This window comes from Vogesella oryzagri (genome assembly GCF_040148885.1).
Lineage (GTDB): Bacteria > Pseudomonadota > Gammaproteobacteria > Burkholderiales > Chromobacteriaceae > Vogesella > Vogesella oryzagri.
This window is the reverse complement of sequence record NZ_JBEFLD010000009.1, coordinates 148136-163737: the sequence shown is the minus strand read 5'-3', so window position 1 is coordinate 163737 and position 15602 is coordinate 148136. Positions and strand designations below refer to the sequence as shown.

Here is a 15602-nt window from a genome sequence, read left to right as displayed (position 1 = left end):
ACAACATGGTGCTGAAGCCCCTGAATCGCCACGACTCTTGTAGGCAGCCCTGGCCTAGAAAAAATGGCAATGGCCGGTCTGTAAACAGAACCGGCCATATTTCTTTGAAGGACTCACTGACCGCTTTGGCCGACGTGCCGGCAGTCCACCTTGTGTAGCGGCGGATCGTCGGCCATTGTGGTCTTTCGGCTGTAAGATAAAAATGGCAGCTATCAAATAGATAGCTGCCTCAAAAGTATCTAGCAAACGTGTGGCGATTCACTGTGGCGATTCACCAATCAAAACGAGGCGGCATTAGCGCCGCACCGCGGCCAACCTTCAGGCCGACAGCAGCGCGCCGTCGCGCAGCGGGGTGGCCGTGGCAATGAAGGCCACTTCGGTGCCGGCCGTGATCAGCCGGCCGGCGACCCGCGCATAGTAGAAACCGTCGTGACGGGTATCCAGCGGCGTCGTCTCGCCACTCAGCGGATCAAGCACATAGCCCAGGCGGCTGCCGGCCGGCAACCATTGCCCGTAGGGTAGCTGGTACACCACGATGCCGCCATGCGGCGCCACCACACACTCCACTCCCTCCAGCGGGGTTGGCGCGTACGGCGGTTGCGGCGCGGCCACCGGCTCGCCCCGCAACACGCCCTGCACCACCAGCCATGCCAGCAGCGCGCCTTCGTCCCGGGCGGCAAATCGGTCGTCCACATCGGCGACGCCACGCAGCTCCACCGTCACGGCAAACGGAATGGCCAGCGTGCGGCCTACATACTGCTCCAGCCGGCGCCAGTTTTGCACCACGGCATCGTCAAACGACATGCCGCCGGCCTCGTCGCACAGCAAGGTAGCGCCGGCCTGCAGGAAACCGGCCAGTTCGGTGGCCGCCTCGCTATGACGATGGTTGCCATACAAATGCAACGCCGCCTCGCTGTCGCAATGCACATCTAGCACCATGTCGGCCGCCAGCGCCATATCCATCAGCGTGTAGCGCAGATAGTCCAGCGCCTGGTTGCGCGGCAGCGCGGCCAGCGCCGCCCGCAGTGCCTCGCGCGGCGACAATGCCTGCTGTGCCATGTGGTCGGCCGCTTGCCGGCTGATATCGGGGTAATGGCGGTTGAAGTTCTCGCCGCTGCCGGTTTCAAAACGGCCGTGATGCTGGCCCGCCCAGTGCTGGGCCATGCCGACCGGATTACACATCGGCACCAGGGCAACCTGGCCGGCCAGCTTGCCTTCGGCCTCCAGCACCATCAACCGTTTACGCAGACGGTGCAGCAACAGCACGCCGGGCAGTTCGTCGGCATGCAAGCCGGCCTGCAGATAGACGTGAGGCGCGTCATGCCCTGTCTCGCCAAAGTGATAGCTCTGAAAGTGGTATTGGGTACCCGGGATGCCCCCCGGCAAGGTGTGTTCGATGCAGCGCATGCCATCCATCCAAAAAATCGCCCGGCTACTGGCCGGGCGGAACCGAGAGTAGAAGCAACAGCGTACCCGCTGCCGGTCACAGGGCCGGCAATCGAATCAGTCGTACTGGTTGTAGTCGAAATACTTGTTGTTGATCTTCTTGTAGGTGCCGTTGGCAATGATGGTCTTCAGGGCCGCATTCAGCTTGCCCAGCAGCACTTTTTCATCCTTGCGCACGGCAATGCCTGAACCGGTACCGAAGTATTTCGGGTCATTCATTTTGGGACCGAACATTTCAACCAGTTTGCCCTTGGGGGTCTTTTTCAGCTCGTAGGCGCTGCCGATTTCCACCATCAACGCATCCACGCGGCCGCTGGTCACATCCAGCAGTGCGTTTTCTACGGTGCTGTACATGCGCAGCGAGGCACCGGCCGGCGCGTACACCGCCTTGGCGTAATTGGCCTGGATGGTGCCGGTTTGCACAGCAATGTTCTTGCCCTTCATGCTGGCGGGTGAACCATCCAGCTTCTGGCCGATGCGGCCGACAAAGGTCGAATACCCGCCCTGGTATTTATCACTGAACGCTACCGCTTTCTGGCGTTCCGGTGTAATGGCCATCGATGCCACGGCGATGTCGAATTTGCGAGCAATCAGCCCCGGAATAATGCCGTCGAATTCGTTGGCCACCATCTGGCACTTCACCTTCATCTCGGCGCACAGGGCATTGGCGATGTCCACATCAAAGCCGGTCAGGCTTCCGTCGGATTTGGTCATGCTGTACGGCGGGAAAGTCCCTTCGGTCACTACGCGCAACGGTTCTTCGGCTTGCGCCACCCCGGCCAGCACCTGCATGGCCATCAGGCAGAACAGTTTTGTCTTCATGCGTTTCTCCTTTGTCTCCTCAGCGGATAACGCACTGTATTTCCCGCCTGCTCGCGCTACCATGTACGACCCGTGCGGCATTCCGCTGCACTGTACAGGCCATATGACCTGCACACTGGAGTCTGCATGCGCTTGCAACTGGAACAAGAACAAGGCTCGCTGATAGAGCGGATCGTTGCTGCCGTCCGCCGGACCGTAGCCGACAACACCTTGCGCGCCGGTGAAAAGCTGCCCTCGATCCGGCAGTTTGCCGGCCAGCACGGGGTCAGTACTTTTACCGTGGTCGAAGCATATGACCGGCTGGTGGCCGAAGGTGTACTGATTGCCCGTCGCGGAGACGGTTTTTTTGTCACGCCACGCGCCGGCAGCCGACCGCTGCTGCCGCCCCAGCAACCTGAACGCAGTGCCGATGCCTTCTGGCTGATCGACAACCGCTTTAACCCGGCCGACAGCGACCGTCAGCCCGGCAGCGGCTGGCTGCCGGATGAATGGTATGACGGCGATGGACTGGCACGCAGCCTGCGCAGCATGGGCCGCATCACCCCGCCGACCGGCTATGGCGAGTCGATGGGCTATCTGCCATTGCGCCAATGGTTGGCCGCGTACCTGCAGGAAAGCGGCCTGCCCGCCCGCCCCGACAACCTGCTGCTGACCGAGGGTGCCAGCCAGGCACTGCAACTGGCCATCCGCGTACTGGTGCGCCCAGGAGATGCCGTGCTGGTTGACGAGCCGGGCTACTGCAACCTGATCGCCCAGTTGCACATGGCCGGCGCCCGGGTGATTGGTGTGCCTTGGACCCCGCACGGCCCGGACACTTCCCGTCTGGCGGCCCTGCTGGCCGAGCACCAGCCCCGCGCCTTTTTTACCAATCCTCGGCTGCACAACCCCACTGGCGCCAGTTACCAGCACGCCACCGCTCATCGCGTACTGCAACTGACCGAACAACACGGCTGCTGGATTGTGGAAGACGACGTCTCGGCGGCCCTGGCCAGCGGCGGGCCCGGTCCGCTACAAGCACTGGGCGGTACCGAACGCGTGGTCTATATCGGCAGTGTCTCCAAAACGCTGGCACCTTCACTGCGGGTGGGTTATGTGGTGGCGGCCGACACCGTGATCGATGCCCTGGTGAACCACAAAATGGTGAGTGGCCTCAGTTCATCACTACTGACCGAACAACTGGCGCTGGGCATGCTGACCGACAGCCAGCACCGCCGCCGGCTGCAAAAACTGCAACAGCGCCTGCTGGCGGCCAACCTGGCGGCACGCGACGGCTTTGCCCGTCTGGGTTGGCCTGTCTTTGCCGAGGCTGCGGCTAGCCTGTTTGTGTGGGTTCGCCTGCCCGACACGCTGGATGCCGTCACCCTGACCGAAGCCGCCCTGGCGCACGACATCCTGCTGGCGCCCGGCGTGCTGTTCAGCGTACATCGCGAACCCAGCTCGTGGTTGCGCTGCAATGCGGCCTATATGGACGATACTAGCTTTGCGTTTCTGGCGCAGCACGCGGAGCAGAGCCAAACTGGAGTGTCCCTGTTTCAGTAGATGGTAAGAGAAGGCTGCTTTCTGAGTGAAAGCAGCCGATGTTCGGCCAAGAGAAATGGCTGTTTGGCCGGCCAACTGACGATTCGTCAACCTGGTCGGCGACTGTTCGGCCAAAGCAGACGACCGCGTGACCGATGAAAATAGCCGCGTTCCTATTGGAAGCGGCTGAAAATGCATCTAGTCAAAGAGGGGTAATTCAGTGGGTTGCGACATGAAGCTGGAAACAGCTCCTTTGATTTTTCTCAGTTCATACGGTTGCGGCACTCAATAAAATTCGAATATAAAGCCCACCGTGCAAATCATGCCGTCATGGCGCGTTGTGTAGGTACAAAAATAAGTCATCACGAAAGCATCCCCACCATGAAACGGACGCTCCGGAGCCTACTGGCTGCCACCTGTCTGCTGCAACTGCCCGCCGTCTACGCTGGCCGCCTAGAAAAGATTCAGACAGCCAATGAACTGAAAGTCTGTATCTGGCCGGATTATTACGGCATTTCCTACCGCAATCCTAAAACACTGCAGCTCTCAGGCATCGATATCGACATGGCCCATGTGCTTGGGCAGGAGCTGCGGGTACCGGTGCACTTCATCGATAGCTCGTTTGCCAACCTGATCAATGACATCGAGCAGGACAAGTGCGACATCGCCATGTTTGCCATCGGCATCACGCCACAGCGTAGCGAACACTTGCGCTTCACCCGTCCGCACCTAATGAGCGACATATACGCCATCACCTCTCGCAGCAACCGCCGCATCCAAAGCTGGGCCGATATCGACAAGCCGGGCACCGTGGTTGCGGTGGCCAAGGGCACGCTGCACGAATCGGTGATGCGCGAAAAATTAAAGCAAGCCACTTTGCTGGTAACCGCGACCCCGCAGGGACGAGAGCAGGAAGTGGAAGCCGGCCGCGCCGATGCATTCATGACCGACTACCCGTTCAGCCGCCGCATGCTGGAAACTACAGATTGGGCCCGTCTGGTGTCACCACCGAGTACCTATCACCTGACACACTACGCCTATGCCATGCAAAAGGGCGATGATGCTTGGTATCAGCGGGTATCTTCCTTCCTGGATAAGGTACGGGCCGATGGTCGCCTGCAGGCAGCCATCAAGCGCAACAAACTGGACCCGATCGCTGAGCATTGAGGCGGGTTAACATTTTGGACAGTTTTGCATTCCAGACTCCTGCGGCGGCACGCCGCCGGCGCCGCAACGTCTTTCTGACGGCGATCGCGCTTGTGCTGCTTGCCGCGGCCATTGCCACCGGCTCGGTATTATGGCGGCTGCACAACGACACCCTGGAGCGGCAGTTTGCGCTGGCCGGCCTGACCGCGCGTGCCATGGAAGACCAGCTGACACAGAGCCTCACCGTGGTAGAGCGCACGCTTACCCTGGCAGGCAGTGATCCGCAGGCCCACCAGCGCCTGTCGTTCTACCTGCAGCAAGCGCCGTATCTGCGCTCGATTGCCCTTGCCGATGCCACTGACCACATCCGCCACAGCTCCAATGCGGCCAACCTTGGCATCGCGCTGGATCGTCGCATGTTCATGCCGCAAAGTACGGCGCCGGTGGCGGTGCTGCGCAGCGGACCGCTGTTTGCCGGTCGCGATTTCGCCGATCTGCGGGCGACCGCCCGACAGCCGGATGACACCCTCAGTTTCATTCCGCTATTGCTGGATGCCGCGCAGCCGGATGGCAGTTGGCGCACTGCCGTCGCGGCACTCAATACCGACTATTTTCTGAACTTCTACAACTCGCACCTCGCCGCCGAACAAGGTCAAGTCGCCCTGCTGCGTTACGATGGCAGCCTGCTGATCCGCAGCAACCGTCAGCCTGCGGCCACGGTATATAGCCCGGCCCTGCGCATCCAGCTGGCGCAGAGCGAAGCCGGCAGCTTTACTGAACGGCTGGCGGACGGCAGGCAGCTAATCAGTGCCTACCGGGCATCGCGTGTGTATCCGTTCATTATCGTGGTACGACTGGACCGCCAGCAGGTATTGGCCAACTGGCGCCACGAAGCGCGCTTCGCCGTTGCGCTGGTCAGCAGCATCCTGCTGCTGTTGATCGGCATGGCCAGCGTGTACTACCTACGTTTCGAGAAGCTGGAAGCCCGCCGCCAGCGAGACGAAGAACAGCTGCGCATTGCCGCCGCTGCGTTCGAATCGCAGGAGGGCATTTTCGTTACCGATGCCAACAACAACATCCTGCGGGTCAACCGCGCCTTTACCACCATAACAGGTTACAGCGAGGCAGAAGCCGTCGGCCAAACACCGCACCTGCTGAGTTCAGGTAAACATCCACAAGCGTTTTACAACGAGATGTGGCGACAGTTACAAAGTTGTCGCTTCTGGAGCGGTGAAATCTGGAACCGTCGCAAGAGCGGCGACATTTACCCGGAGTGGCTCACTATCACCGCGGTGAGCGATGCTCAGGACCACATCAGCCACTACGTTGCCACCCTGACGGATATCACCCAGCGCAAACGTGCCGAGGAGGAAATCCGTAATCTGGCGTATTACGACCCGCTGACCCGGCTGCCAAACCGCCGCCTGTTGCTGGAGCGCCTGCAGCAGGCAGTCGGCAGTGCCGGGCGACGCGGAAATGAAGGCGCGCTGCTGTTCATCGATTTGGACAACTTCAAGACTCTGAACGATACCCTCGGCCATGACATGGGCGACTTGCTGCTGCAAGATGTCGCCCAGCGTCTGAACCACTGCGTACGCGAAGACGACACCGTGGCCCGTCTGGGCGGCGATGAATTCGTGGTGCTATTGCCCAATCTGAGCAAGAACTGCGACGAAGCGGCGAAACTTGCTCTCCGCCTGGGTGAACGCATCCGGCTGGCACTGAATGCGCCCTACGACCTAGCCGGACATGACTACCACTCCACCCCCAGCATTGGCATTGCCATGTTTGCCGATGGCCAGCATAACGGCGACGAACTGATGAAACGGGCCGATCTGGCCCTGTACAGTGCCAAGGCCGCTGGCCGCAATGCGGTGCATTTCTTTGAACCGCAGATGCAAAAGACGTTGAGCGAGCGCGCCAGTCTGGAAGCAGCGCTGCGCCAGGCCGTGGCTGGCGGCCAGCTACGCCTGATGTACCAGCCACAAGTTGACCAGGCCGGCAACATCCATGGCGCGGAAGTGCTGCTGCGCTGGCTGCACCCTAGCCTTGGCCTATTGAGCCCGGACCGCTTTATTGCGCTGGCAGAAGAAACCGGGCTGATCATACCCATCGGTCAATGGGTGTTGGAACAGGCCTGCTTCCAGCTACAGCTGTTCAGTCAACAGCCAGCCATGGCCGACCTTAGCCTGTCGGTGAACATCAGTATTAAGCAGCTGCGGCACCCAGACTTCACCAGCCAAGTACAAACCATTCTCGCCGCCACCAGTGCCCCGCCGCAACGGCTGATAATGGAACTGACGGAAAGCGGACTGGTAGACGACATCGAAGCCAGCCGCAGCAAGATGGCGCCACTACGGCAAAGCGGTGTGCGGTTTGCGCTGGATGATTTCGGTACCGGCTATTCGTCACTTGCCTATCTGAAAAAACTGCCGCTGGACCAGCTGAAAGTTGATCAGTCCTTTGTGCGCAACGTTATGCACGACCAGCACGATGCCGCCATTGTGCGTACCGTCATTGTGCTGGCCAGGGCACTAAACCTGAATTTACTGGCTGAAGGGGTGGAAACGGCGGAGCAGCTGGCGTTTTTACAGCAACAAGGCTGTCGTAATTATCAAGGCTATCTATTTGCTCAACCTCTGCCACTGCCCGACTTAATCGCCATGAGACAGAATCAGGTGCATACGCCAAACAGATTCACGTTATCGGCATAACCAAACTGGGAAAAAGCTGGTTAATACTGCTATCCAGAACCTGGACTACCCCGGCTCCTGTAGGGGCGCATGTCCGAGATTCTGAGTAACCCGGTCGTTCCTTTCATCTCTGCTGAAAGACTGCTTAGGCCGAGGATCTGCCGGAATACCCACCAGACCGGTAGTAGTGTCGCCTGAGCTGTCGCGGAAGCCCATCATGAGCAATGGCTACTTTCATACTTGAAAGCAGCCATTGGTGTCACAGGCAAACAAGGGCGATTCAAAACGCAGTTACGAGCACCCTCCGCGTTGATGCATCACACGCCTCTCAGAACTCCGTGACGACTGTCACGCCTGCAACTTCGAATTTGTCCATATTCATCAGCACATCGATCGACTGCTCAAGGTTGATCGTCCGGCCGATGAGCTTTTCCGGCGCCAGCTTGCCCGACTTCATCATCGCGAACATGGCGTCATAGCGGTGCGCCTGCATGCCGTGGCTGCCCAGGATTTCAAGCTCGTGCGCGATGACCTTGCTCATCGGAATGGCCGGGGTGCTGTGCTCACCCAACATAAGGCCGACCTGGACATGCTTGCCGCGTTTGCGCAGGTTGCTGACCGAGTTGACGCAGGTGGTGGGGTGCCCGAGTGCATCCAGGGACACGTGCGCGCCGCCCCGGGTGATTTCCAGCACGGCTTCGACCACGTTGGCTACTTTGGCGGCGTTTACCGTGGCAACCGCACCGAGGGCGCGGGCGAGATCGAGCTTGTCATCCGAAATATCAATGGCGATGACATTCGCGCCAATGGCATTGGCAATCATGATGGCGGACAGGCCGACGCCACCGCAGCCATGAACCGCCACCCACTGGCCGGCCGAGGTCTTACCCTGATCCACTACCGCGCGGAACGAGGTGACGAACCGGCACCCCAGGCTGGCCGCGGTGGTGAAGTCCAGCGTTTCCGGCAAGGACACCAGATTGATGTCCGCCTGATGAATCGACACGAACTCGGCAAATGATCCCCAGTGGGTGAAGCCGGGCTGAAACTGATGGTCGCAGACCTGATGGTTGCCGGAGTGGCATTCGGGGCAATGACCGCACCCGGCCACAAACGGAACGGTGACCCGGTCGCCCAACCGCCATTTCGTCACCTGCTTGCCCACCGCCTCCACGACGCCCGAGAACTCATGCCCCGGTACATGGGGCAGGCGAATGTCCGGGTCATGACCGACCCAGCCATGCCAGTCGCTGCGGCAAACACCGGTCGCCATGACCTTGATGACCACCCCGCCGGATTCCGGCGTCGGATCGGGCACAGTCGTTAGTTGCGGTGGGTCGGCAAAGGACTCATAAACAACAGCTTTCATGGGGGGCTCCTGTGTTGAACTGTTCCTTCATTGTGAAGCATTGCGGTGAATTTACCTTTCTACTTGCTATTGGAATAACAGGGAATATGAAATAGCATTTCACCAGTGAAAACGGATTGAAAGGTTGTTTCGCCATGACCGCGCTCGACAAAGTGGACATTGCCATTGCCGACCGGCTGCAACAGGATGGCCGGCTGTCCAATGCCCGGCTTGCCGAACAGCTCGCCCTAAGCGAAGCCTCCTGCTGGCGGCGCCAAAAGCGGCTGGAAGAGATGGGGGTGATCGAAGGCTATAAAGCGATCCTGAACCGACGCAAGCTCGGGATCGGTGTGATGGCCTTTGTGCAGATCGTCTGTACGCAGCACAGCGAGGAGGTCACTGCCGCGTTCGAGCGGATCATCCAGGCCAGCCCCAATGTGCTCGCTTGTCACAACACAACCGGCGAGGCCGACTTTCTGTTGCAGGTAGTTGCCAGGGATCTCGATGACTACAGCCGTTTTGTCGAGAAAGTGCTGAGAAAATTGCCGGGCGTATTGAGCATCCGCTCGAATATTTCATTGCGAGAGATGAAGGTGACGAACAAGTTACCGATTACGGATATTGAAATAAGCTAGATAGACTCAGAACTTTACCGACAAGACCAACCCGCAAAAAAGCCGTCGCAACTATCCTGACATCAACCATTATTCTGTCCGCTACCCAGTCAGAAGCTGCCGCAATACATATGGCAGAATGCCGCCATGGCGGTAATACTCCACCTCTACCGGTGTATCTATCCGTAACAGCAGCTGTAATTGCCGGGTTTGTCCATCCGGACGTCGCACCGTCAGCATCACTGGCTGCTGCGGTTGGATGTTGTCCTCCAGTCCGCTCAGGTCGAACACTTCGTCGCCTTTCAAGCCCGCGGCGCTGTCTGTGCCGGTGAACTGTAAGGGCAACACGCCCATACCTACCAGATTGGAACGGTGGATACGTTCGAAGCTGCGGGCGATCACTGCCTTCACGCCCAAGAGCCGGGTGCCCTTGGCCGCCCAGTCGCGGCTGGAGCCGGTACCGTATTCCTCTCCAGCAAAGATCAGTGCCGGCGTGCCAGCCTGTTGATAAGCCATCGCTGCGTCGTAAATGAACTGTAGCGTGCCGTCTGGCTGGCTCAGTGTCAGGCCGCCTTCCACCGGCTTGCCGTCATTGTCCGGCGGCAGCATCAGGTTGCGGATGCGCACATTGGCGAAGGTGCCGCGCATCATCACCTCATGGTGGCCACGGCGCGAGCCGTAGCTATTGAAATCCAGCGGTTTGATGCCTTGCTGTAGCAGATACTGCCCAGCCGGTGAATCTGCCTTGATCGAGCCGGCCGGGCTAATGTGGTCGGTGGTGATTGAATCACCGAAGATAGCCAGTGCCCGCGCGCCGGTCACCGTCGGCACCGCGGCAGGTTGCATGGCAAAGTCCTGGAAGAACGGCGGTTCGGCAATATAGTTGGAGGCGTCCCAGCCATATACCTGCTCCGTCGGCGCGACGATTCCGTTCCATAGCGGATTACTGCTGGCAAAGCCTTGGTACAGTCGGTGGTAAGTGGCCGGGGAGGCGGTTTGGCGTAACGCGTCAGCCACTTCCTGGCTGCTGGGCCAGACCTCGCGCAGATACACCGGCTGGCCGGCACTGTCCACGCCCAGGGGCTGGCTATCCAGGTCGATGTCAACCCGGCCGGCGATGGCGAAAGCCACTACCAGTGGCGGGCTCATCAGAAAGTTGGCCTTGATCGCCGGGTGGATGCGCGCCTCGAAATTGCGGTTGCCGGACAGCACCGCAGCGCATATCAGGTCCTTGCTGGTGATTTCCGCCTCCAGCGCTGCCTCCAACGGCCCCGAATTGCCGATACAGGTGGTGCAACCATAGGCCACCACCCGGAAGCCCAGCTGTTCCAGCGGTAACAGCAGGCCGGCCTTGGCGAGATAGTCAGTCACGACCCGCGAGCCAGGTGCCAGAGAGGTCTTGATGTGAGGTGCCACTTTCAGCCCGCGCGCCGCCGCTTTCTGCGCCAGCAGGCCGGCCGCCAGCATCACGCCGGGGTTGGAAGTATTGGTGCAGGAGGTGATGGCGGCGATCAGCACCGCGCCATGATCGAGTGCGCCACTGGACGCTGGCACCGTGCCGGCCTTGCCGTAGCCGCCGCTGGACGTTGGCTGCATTAGCAATTCATTGAAACGGGTCTTCAGTGCCGGCAGCGCGATGCGGTCCTGCGGCCGTTTCGGGCCAGCCACGCTCGGTACCACGCTGTCCAGATCTAGCTCCAACACGCGGCTGTAGTCGATATCGCCCGCTGTAGGCATGCCGAACATACCCTGTGCCTGGAAGTAGCCTCGAAAAGCCTCCACCTCGGCCTCGCTTCGGCCGGTGGCGGCAAGATAGGCTGCGGTCTGCTCGTCCGGCGGGAAGAAGCCCATGGTGGCGCCGTACTCCGGCGCCATATTGGCCAGCGTGGCGCGGTCCGGTAGCGTCAGCGTGGCGGCGCCAGTGCCAAAGAACTCGACGAACTGCCCCACCACATTGGCTTTACGTAACATCTCGGTCACTACCAGCACCAGGTCGGTCGCGGTGACGCCGGCCTGCAGCCGACCACTGAGATTCACCCCGACGATGTCCGGTGTCAGCATATACACCGGCTGGCCCAGCATGCCGGCCTCGGCCTCGATGCCACCCACACCCCAGCCCACCACACCCAGCGCGTTGATCATGGTGGTGTGCGAATCAGTGCCCACCAGCGTGTCTGGATAATAGACATCGTCCTTGTGCAGCACGCCGCGTGCCAAGTATTCCAGGTTTACCTGGTGGACGATGCCGATGCCCGGTGGCACCACCTTGAAGGTATCGAAGGCTTGCATTCCCCACTTGATGAAACGGTAGCGCTCGGCGTTACGGCGGAACTCCAGCTGCATGTTCAGATCCAGCGCGTTGCCTTCGCGGAAGTGATCCACCTGCACCGAGTGGTCCACCACCAGATCTACCGGCACCAATGGCTCAATCAGCCTGGGCGATTTGCCGAAGCGCTGCGCCACATTGCGCATCCCCGCCAGATCGCACAATAGCGGCACACCGGTGAAATCCTGCAACACGATGCGAGCCACTACAAAGGGGATTTCCTCGCTGCGCGCAGCTTGTGGCCGCCAGTTGGCCAGTTGCCGGACGTGCGTCTCGGTGATGCGGTGCCCATCCATATTGCGCAGCAGCGATTCCAATACGATACGCAGGGACACCGGCAAACGGCTGACATCGCCAACGCCAAGCTCGGCCAAGGCCGGCAAAGAGTAGAAATAAACTTGTTGGCCAGAGGCCAAAGGAAACGCGCGCTGACTGTCTTGGATTCGCAGGGGCATGACTGACTCCCTTAAAAGTAGCGACGACAACGATACGGGCAGAATGAAATTGGACTATGGCTGCAGAGTGGAGTTCGACCCGATGGGGCAAGCCAAATGAGCGAAGCGATGCGCTTGAAAACCGGCAGTTTCGGCCCGATAGAATTCGCTGAGAATGCGCTCTGGAGCACTTCGCAATCTCCTGCGAGCAGATGCATCCAGCGCTGATCTTGGCATTAACGGTGGAGAAGCGCGCAGCGTAGAGATGGCCAACCTGGAGTTAGGCTTGCTAACCGGAGCCAAGGCATAGGTCATTGTCGCCGCAGCCGATGAAGTAGTAGCCAGACATCACGACACCCTGTGATCAAGTGTTGTTAACGTTGTCTAGCTAATACCAGCATCGTGTCACCCACCGCGCAATCAGCCGAGTCTGTCTTGGCCGAGCGCGCCTATCCTGCTCCTTGCATATCCCGAACGGGTCTGTCCTGCAGCGCTGGGACAGACCAGACAACCAATACTAAATCTCAGGAAGCCACAGCACCTACCCAACGGTTTCCATTCGGGAACGCGTCTGAAAGTCGCTCCATCTAATGGTCAGGTGTGATGCTTGTTGCCTGCATGCAGTTTCTCTTTCACTTCGTGTAGAGATGGAAAAGCTTTCCCGTGCTGGGCCGAAAACATTTTTCAAACAGCGCGGTAAGTTGGCTTGCCTGCGTGTGACTCGACAGCAAGCAGCCATCTCTTCAAGGTTGGCCGCACTAAATAACTAGGCCGGGTACTTGTCGAGTCCATCAATCATTGTCCGAGGAAACCATCCGTGCTGCTCGAACCGGTATTTCAGGAGAAACCCGTTGTGCACAAAGAACGAGCCTCCGATCGTATCCGCCGTCGATTGATTGAAGCGGGGCAACGCTTCCATGCAAACAACAATATTTCTGCCTTCCTCCAGGATGGTGAACTGGACGAACTGCGTGCCGAGGTCGAGCATCAACTGCAAGGCGTGCTGCGTGCCTTGGTGATTGATACCCAGAACGACCACAACACCGCCAATACCGCCAAGCGGGTCGCCAAGATGTTTGTGCATGAAGTATTTCGTGGCCGCTATGAAGCCGCACCGGTGGCGACTGCCTTTCCGAACGTGTCGCAGCTCAACGAGCTGATGATTGTCGGCCCGGTGATGGTACGCAGTGCCTGTTCGCATCACTTGTGCCCGATTCTGGGGAAGGTGTGGATTGGCATACTGCCCAATGCGTCATCGGACTTGATCGGCCTGTCCAAGCACGCCCGCCTGGCAGAATGGGTCATGAACCGCCCGCAGATCCAGGAAGAAGCCGTGGTCATGCTGGCGGACGAGCTGGAGCAGCGCATCCGGCCAGACGGCCTGGCCATCGTCATGGAGGCCAACCACTTCTGCATGAGCTGGCGTGGCGTCAAGGATGATGGTGCGCTGATGCAGAACTCTGTCATGCGCGGGGTGTTTTTGAAGGATGCGACGCTACGGGGCGAGTTTCTGAGCCTGCTCGGGAACCGCCGCTGAGTGTGCCGCAGCAGGATGCTGGCCGGCCCCGACTTGCGGGAGCCGACAACTGTCCGGAATCTGGAGGTTTGCCATGTCTGAGTACGCTGTCCGATTGACTTCCCGGAACATGGTTGCCGAAGGCACCATGGCTTTCTGCTTCGAAAAACCGTCTGGTTTTGTCTTCAAGCCGGGGCAGGCCATAGACCTGATTTTGCCTGGGGCGCATGCAGACCCCAATTCGTCGGATGTCCGCCATACCTTCTCCATCATCAGTGCGCCGCATGAAGGTGAACTGGCGGTGGCGACCCGTATGCGTGACAGTGTCTTCAAGCGCACGCTAGGCAAATTGCCCGGTGGGACGGAGGTCATGATTGACGGCCCCTTCGGCGCACTCACGCTGCACAAGAACATGGCGCGGCCTGCTGTGCTCATTGCTGGCGGAATCGGGGTGACACCGTTCATGAGCATGCTGCGGCACGCGGCAATGCATCAGCAACAGCAAGACCTGCTGTTGCTGTACTCCAATCGTCGCCCCGAAGACACGGCATTTCTCGGCGAGTTACAGCAGCTGGAACGCGAAAACCCGCGGTTTCGCCTGATGGCAACCATGACGGACATCGCGCACTCGACACAAGACTGGCATGGTGCAACCAGCAAGATCGACGGTGCCTGGATCAAGCAGGCTATCGCGGGGTTGGTGGCGCCGATTTTCTATGTATCTGGCCCGCCCGCGATGGTTGCCGCGATACGCCAGGTACTGACGGATGCGGATATCGACGAGGACGAGGTACGAAGCGAGGAATTTTATGGTTATTGATCTGGCCGCTTGTTTGCCAACGCTGACCCGGTTCGCAACAGAGAGTCTGCGGTGCACCCTGGGGGAGAACGCATGGTAAACCCACAACTCCAGGTGCCGTCCCCCATTTCACAGCAAACCACGGAAGCGGAGTTGGTATTGCGTGCGGCCAACGGGGATGAGGCGGCTTTCGAGGTCATCATGCGGCGCCACAACCGGTTGTTGTTTCGAACGGCGCGCAGCATTCTGAACAGTGATTCGGAGGCCGAAGATGCCCTGCAGGAAGCCTATTTACGCGCCTGGCGGGCACTGGATGGCTTCCGTTCAGACGCCAAACTTTCCACTTGGCTGGTGCGGATCGTCGCCAATGAGGCGTTAGGGCGGCTGAGAAAAAAGACTGCGCAAGTCATTCCACTATTTACTGCCATGAACTCCATCGAACCAGAAGTCCAGGCATCGCTGACCAACGATCCTGACGAGCGACCAGAAAGTCTTGCCATGCGAGCCCAGCTGCGCAAGCTGCTGGAAGCTCGCATCGATCTGCTGCCCGAAGTGTTTCGCACGGTATTCATGTTGCGGGCAGTCGAAGAAATGAGCGTGGAAGAAGTGTCGCAGGCACTGGATATTCCTGAAGCTACCGTGCGGACCCGGTTTTTCCGTGCGCGTAGCCTGCTGCGTGAGGGGCTGGCCAGCCAGATCGATGTTGCCCTGAGTGACGCTTTCTCCTTCGATGGCGCCCGCTGTGACCGTATCGTCGCAGGCGTGCTGGCAAGGATGCATGCCGAAGGTTTGCATACCAGAAGCTGACACCGGCCTAAATTGCGGACTCAGGGGGGGCGGGACAGACCAGCCTGCACCGCGCAATGAAGGCCCTACACCTGTTGAGTTACCTACTAGTAATTGGGGTGGCTTCGTATTTTTTATCAAATGATAACGATTT

At 59.5% G+C, this 15602-nt stretch carries 11 protein-coding genes; 7 read left to right on the top strand and 4 right to left on the bottom strand.

The annotated features are described in order from the left end of the window. Positions 1-318: 318 nt before the first annotated feature. Both ABNW52_RS16740 and ABNW52_RS16735 read right to left on the bottom strand, forming a co-directional pair. On the bottom strand, positions 319-1407 hold the full coding sequence (locus tag ABNW52_RS16740; RefSeq protein WP_349590300.1) for a M14 family metallopeptidase: 1089 nt from the start codon (positions 1405-1407) through the stop codon (positions 319-321). Between the two features lie 96 nt (positions 1408-1503). After that, a complete protein-coding gene (locus tag ABNW52_RS16735; RefSeq protein WP_349590297.1) occupies positions 1504-2268 on the bottom strand; it encodes a transporter substrate-binding domain-containing protein in 765 nt (254 codons plus the stop codon). 126 nt (positions 2269-2394) lie between these two features. Here ABNW52_RS16735 and ABNW52_RS16730 point away from each other — a divergent pair, with 126 nt between their 5' ends. The 3 genes from ABNW52_RS16730 (at position 2395) to ABNW52_RS16720 (ending at position 7646) form a co-directional block, all read left to right on the top strand. Next, on the top strand, positions 2395-3807 hold the full coding sequence (locus tag ABNW52_RS16730; RefSeq protein WP_349590294.1) for an aminotransferase-like domain-containing protein: 1413 nt from the start codon (positions 2395-2397) through the stop codon (positions 3805-3807). A gap of 360 nt (positions 3808-4167) precedes the next feature. Further along, on the top strand, positions 4168-4953 hold the full coding sequence (locus ABNW52_RS16725; RefSeq protein WP_349590291.1) for a substrate-binding periplasmic protein: 786 nt from the start codon (positions 4168-4170) through the stop codon (positions 4951-4953). 92 nt (positions 4954-5045) lie between these two features. Continuing rightward, positions 5046-7646 (top strand): bifunctional diguanylate cyclase/phosphodiesterase, encoded by a 2601-nt coding sequence (locus tag ABNW52_RS16720; protein WP_349590288.1) that lies wholly within the window; start codon positions 5046-5048, stop codon positions 7644-7646. 307 nt (positions 7647-7953) lie between these two features. On the opposite strand, the gene ABNW52_RS16715 is transcribed toward ABNW52_RS16720, so the two are convergent. After that, positions 7954-8994, bottom strand: coding sequence for a zinc-dependent alcohol dehydrogenase family protein (locus ABNW52_RS16715; protein ID WP_349590286.1), 1041 nt, complete (start codon positions 8992-8994; stop codon positions 7954-7956). A gap of 134 nt (positions 8995-9128) precedes the next feature. Between ABNW52_RS16715 and ABNW52_RS16710 the strand changes: the two genes are divergently transcribed. Further along, a complete protein-coding gene (locus ABNW52_RS16710) occupies positions 9129-9608 on the top strand; it encodes an Lrp/AsnC family transcriptional regulator (RefSeq protein WP_349590283.1) in 480 nt (159 codons plus the stop codon). 81 nt (positions 9609-9689) lie between these two features. Here ABNW52_RS16710 and acnA read toward each other — a convergent pair whose 3' ends face one another. Continuing rightward, on the bottom strand, positions 9690-12368 hold the full coding sequence (acnA, locus tag ABNW52_RS16705; RefSeq protein WP_349590280.1) for an aconitate hydratase AcnA: 2679 nt from the start codon (positions 12366-12368) through the stop codon (positions 9690-9692). 796 nt (positions 12369-13164) lie between these two features. On the opposite strand from acnA, the gene folE reads away from it, so the two are divergent. The 3 genes from folE to ABNW52_RS16690 all read left to right on the top strand — a co-directional run bounded on the left by folE (position 13165) and on the right by ABNW52_RS16690 (position 15469). Further along, positions 13165-13884 carry a GTP cyclohydrolase I gene (gene folE, locus ABNW52_RS16700; RefSeq protein WP_349590278.1) on the top strand — a complete coding sequence of 240 codons (720 nt, stop codon included), beginning with the start codon at positions 13165-13167 and terminating at the stop codon, positions 13882-13884. Between the two features lie 73 nt (positions 13885-13957). Next, a complete protein-coding gene (locus ABNW52_RS16695; RefSeq protein WP_349590276.1) occupies positions 13958-14683 on the top strand; it encodes a ferredoxin--NADP reductase in 726 nt (241 codons plus the stop codon). Between the two features lie 72 nt (positions 14684-14755). Continuing rightward, on the top strand, positions 14756-15469 hold the full coding sequence (locus ABNW52_RS16690; protein WP_349590273.1) for an RNA polymerase sigma factor: 714 nt from the start codon (positions 14756-14758) through the stop codon (positions 15467-15469). Positions 15470-15602 lie beyond the last annotated feature (133 nt).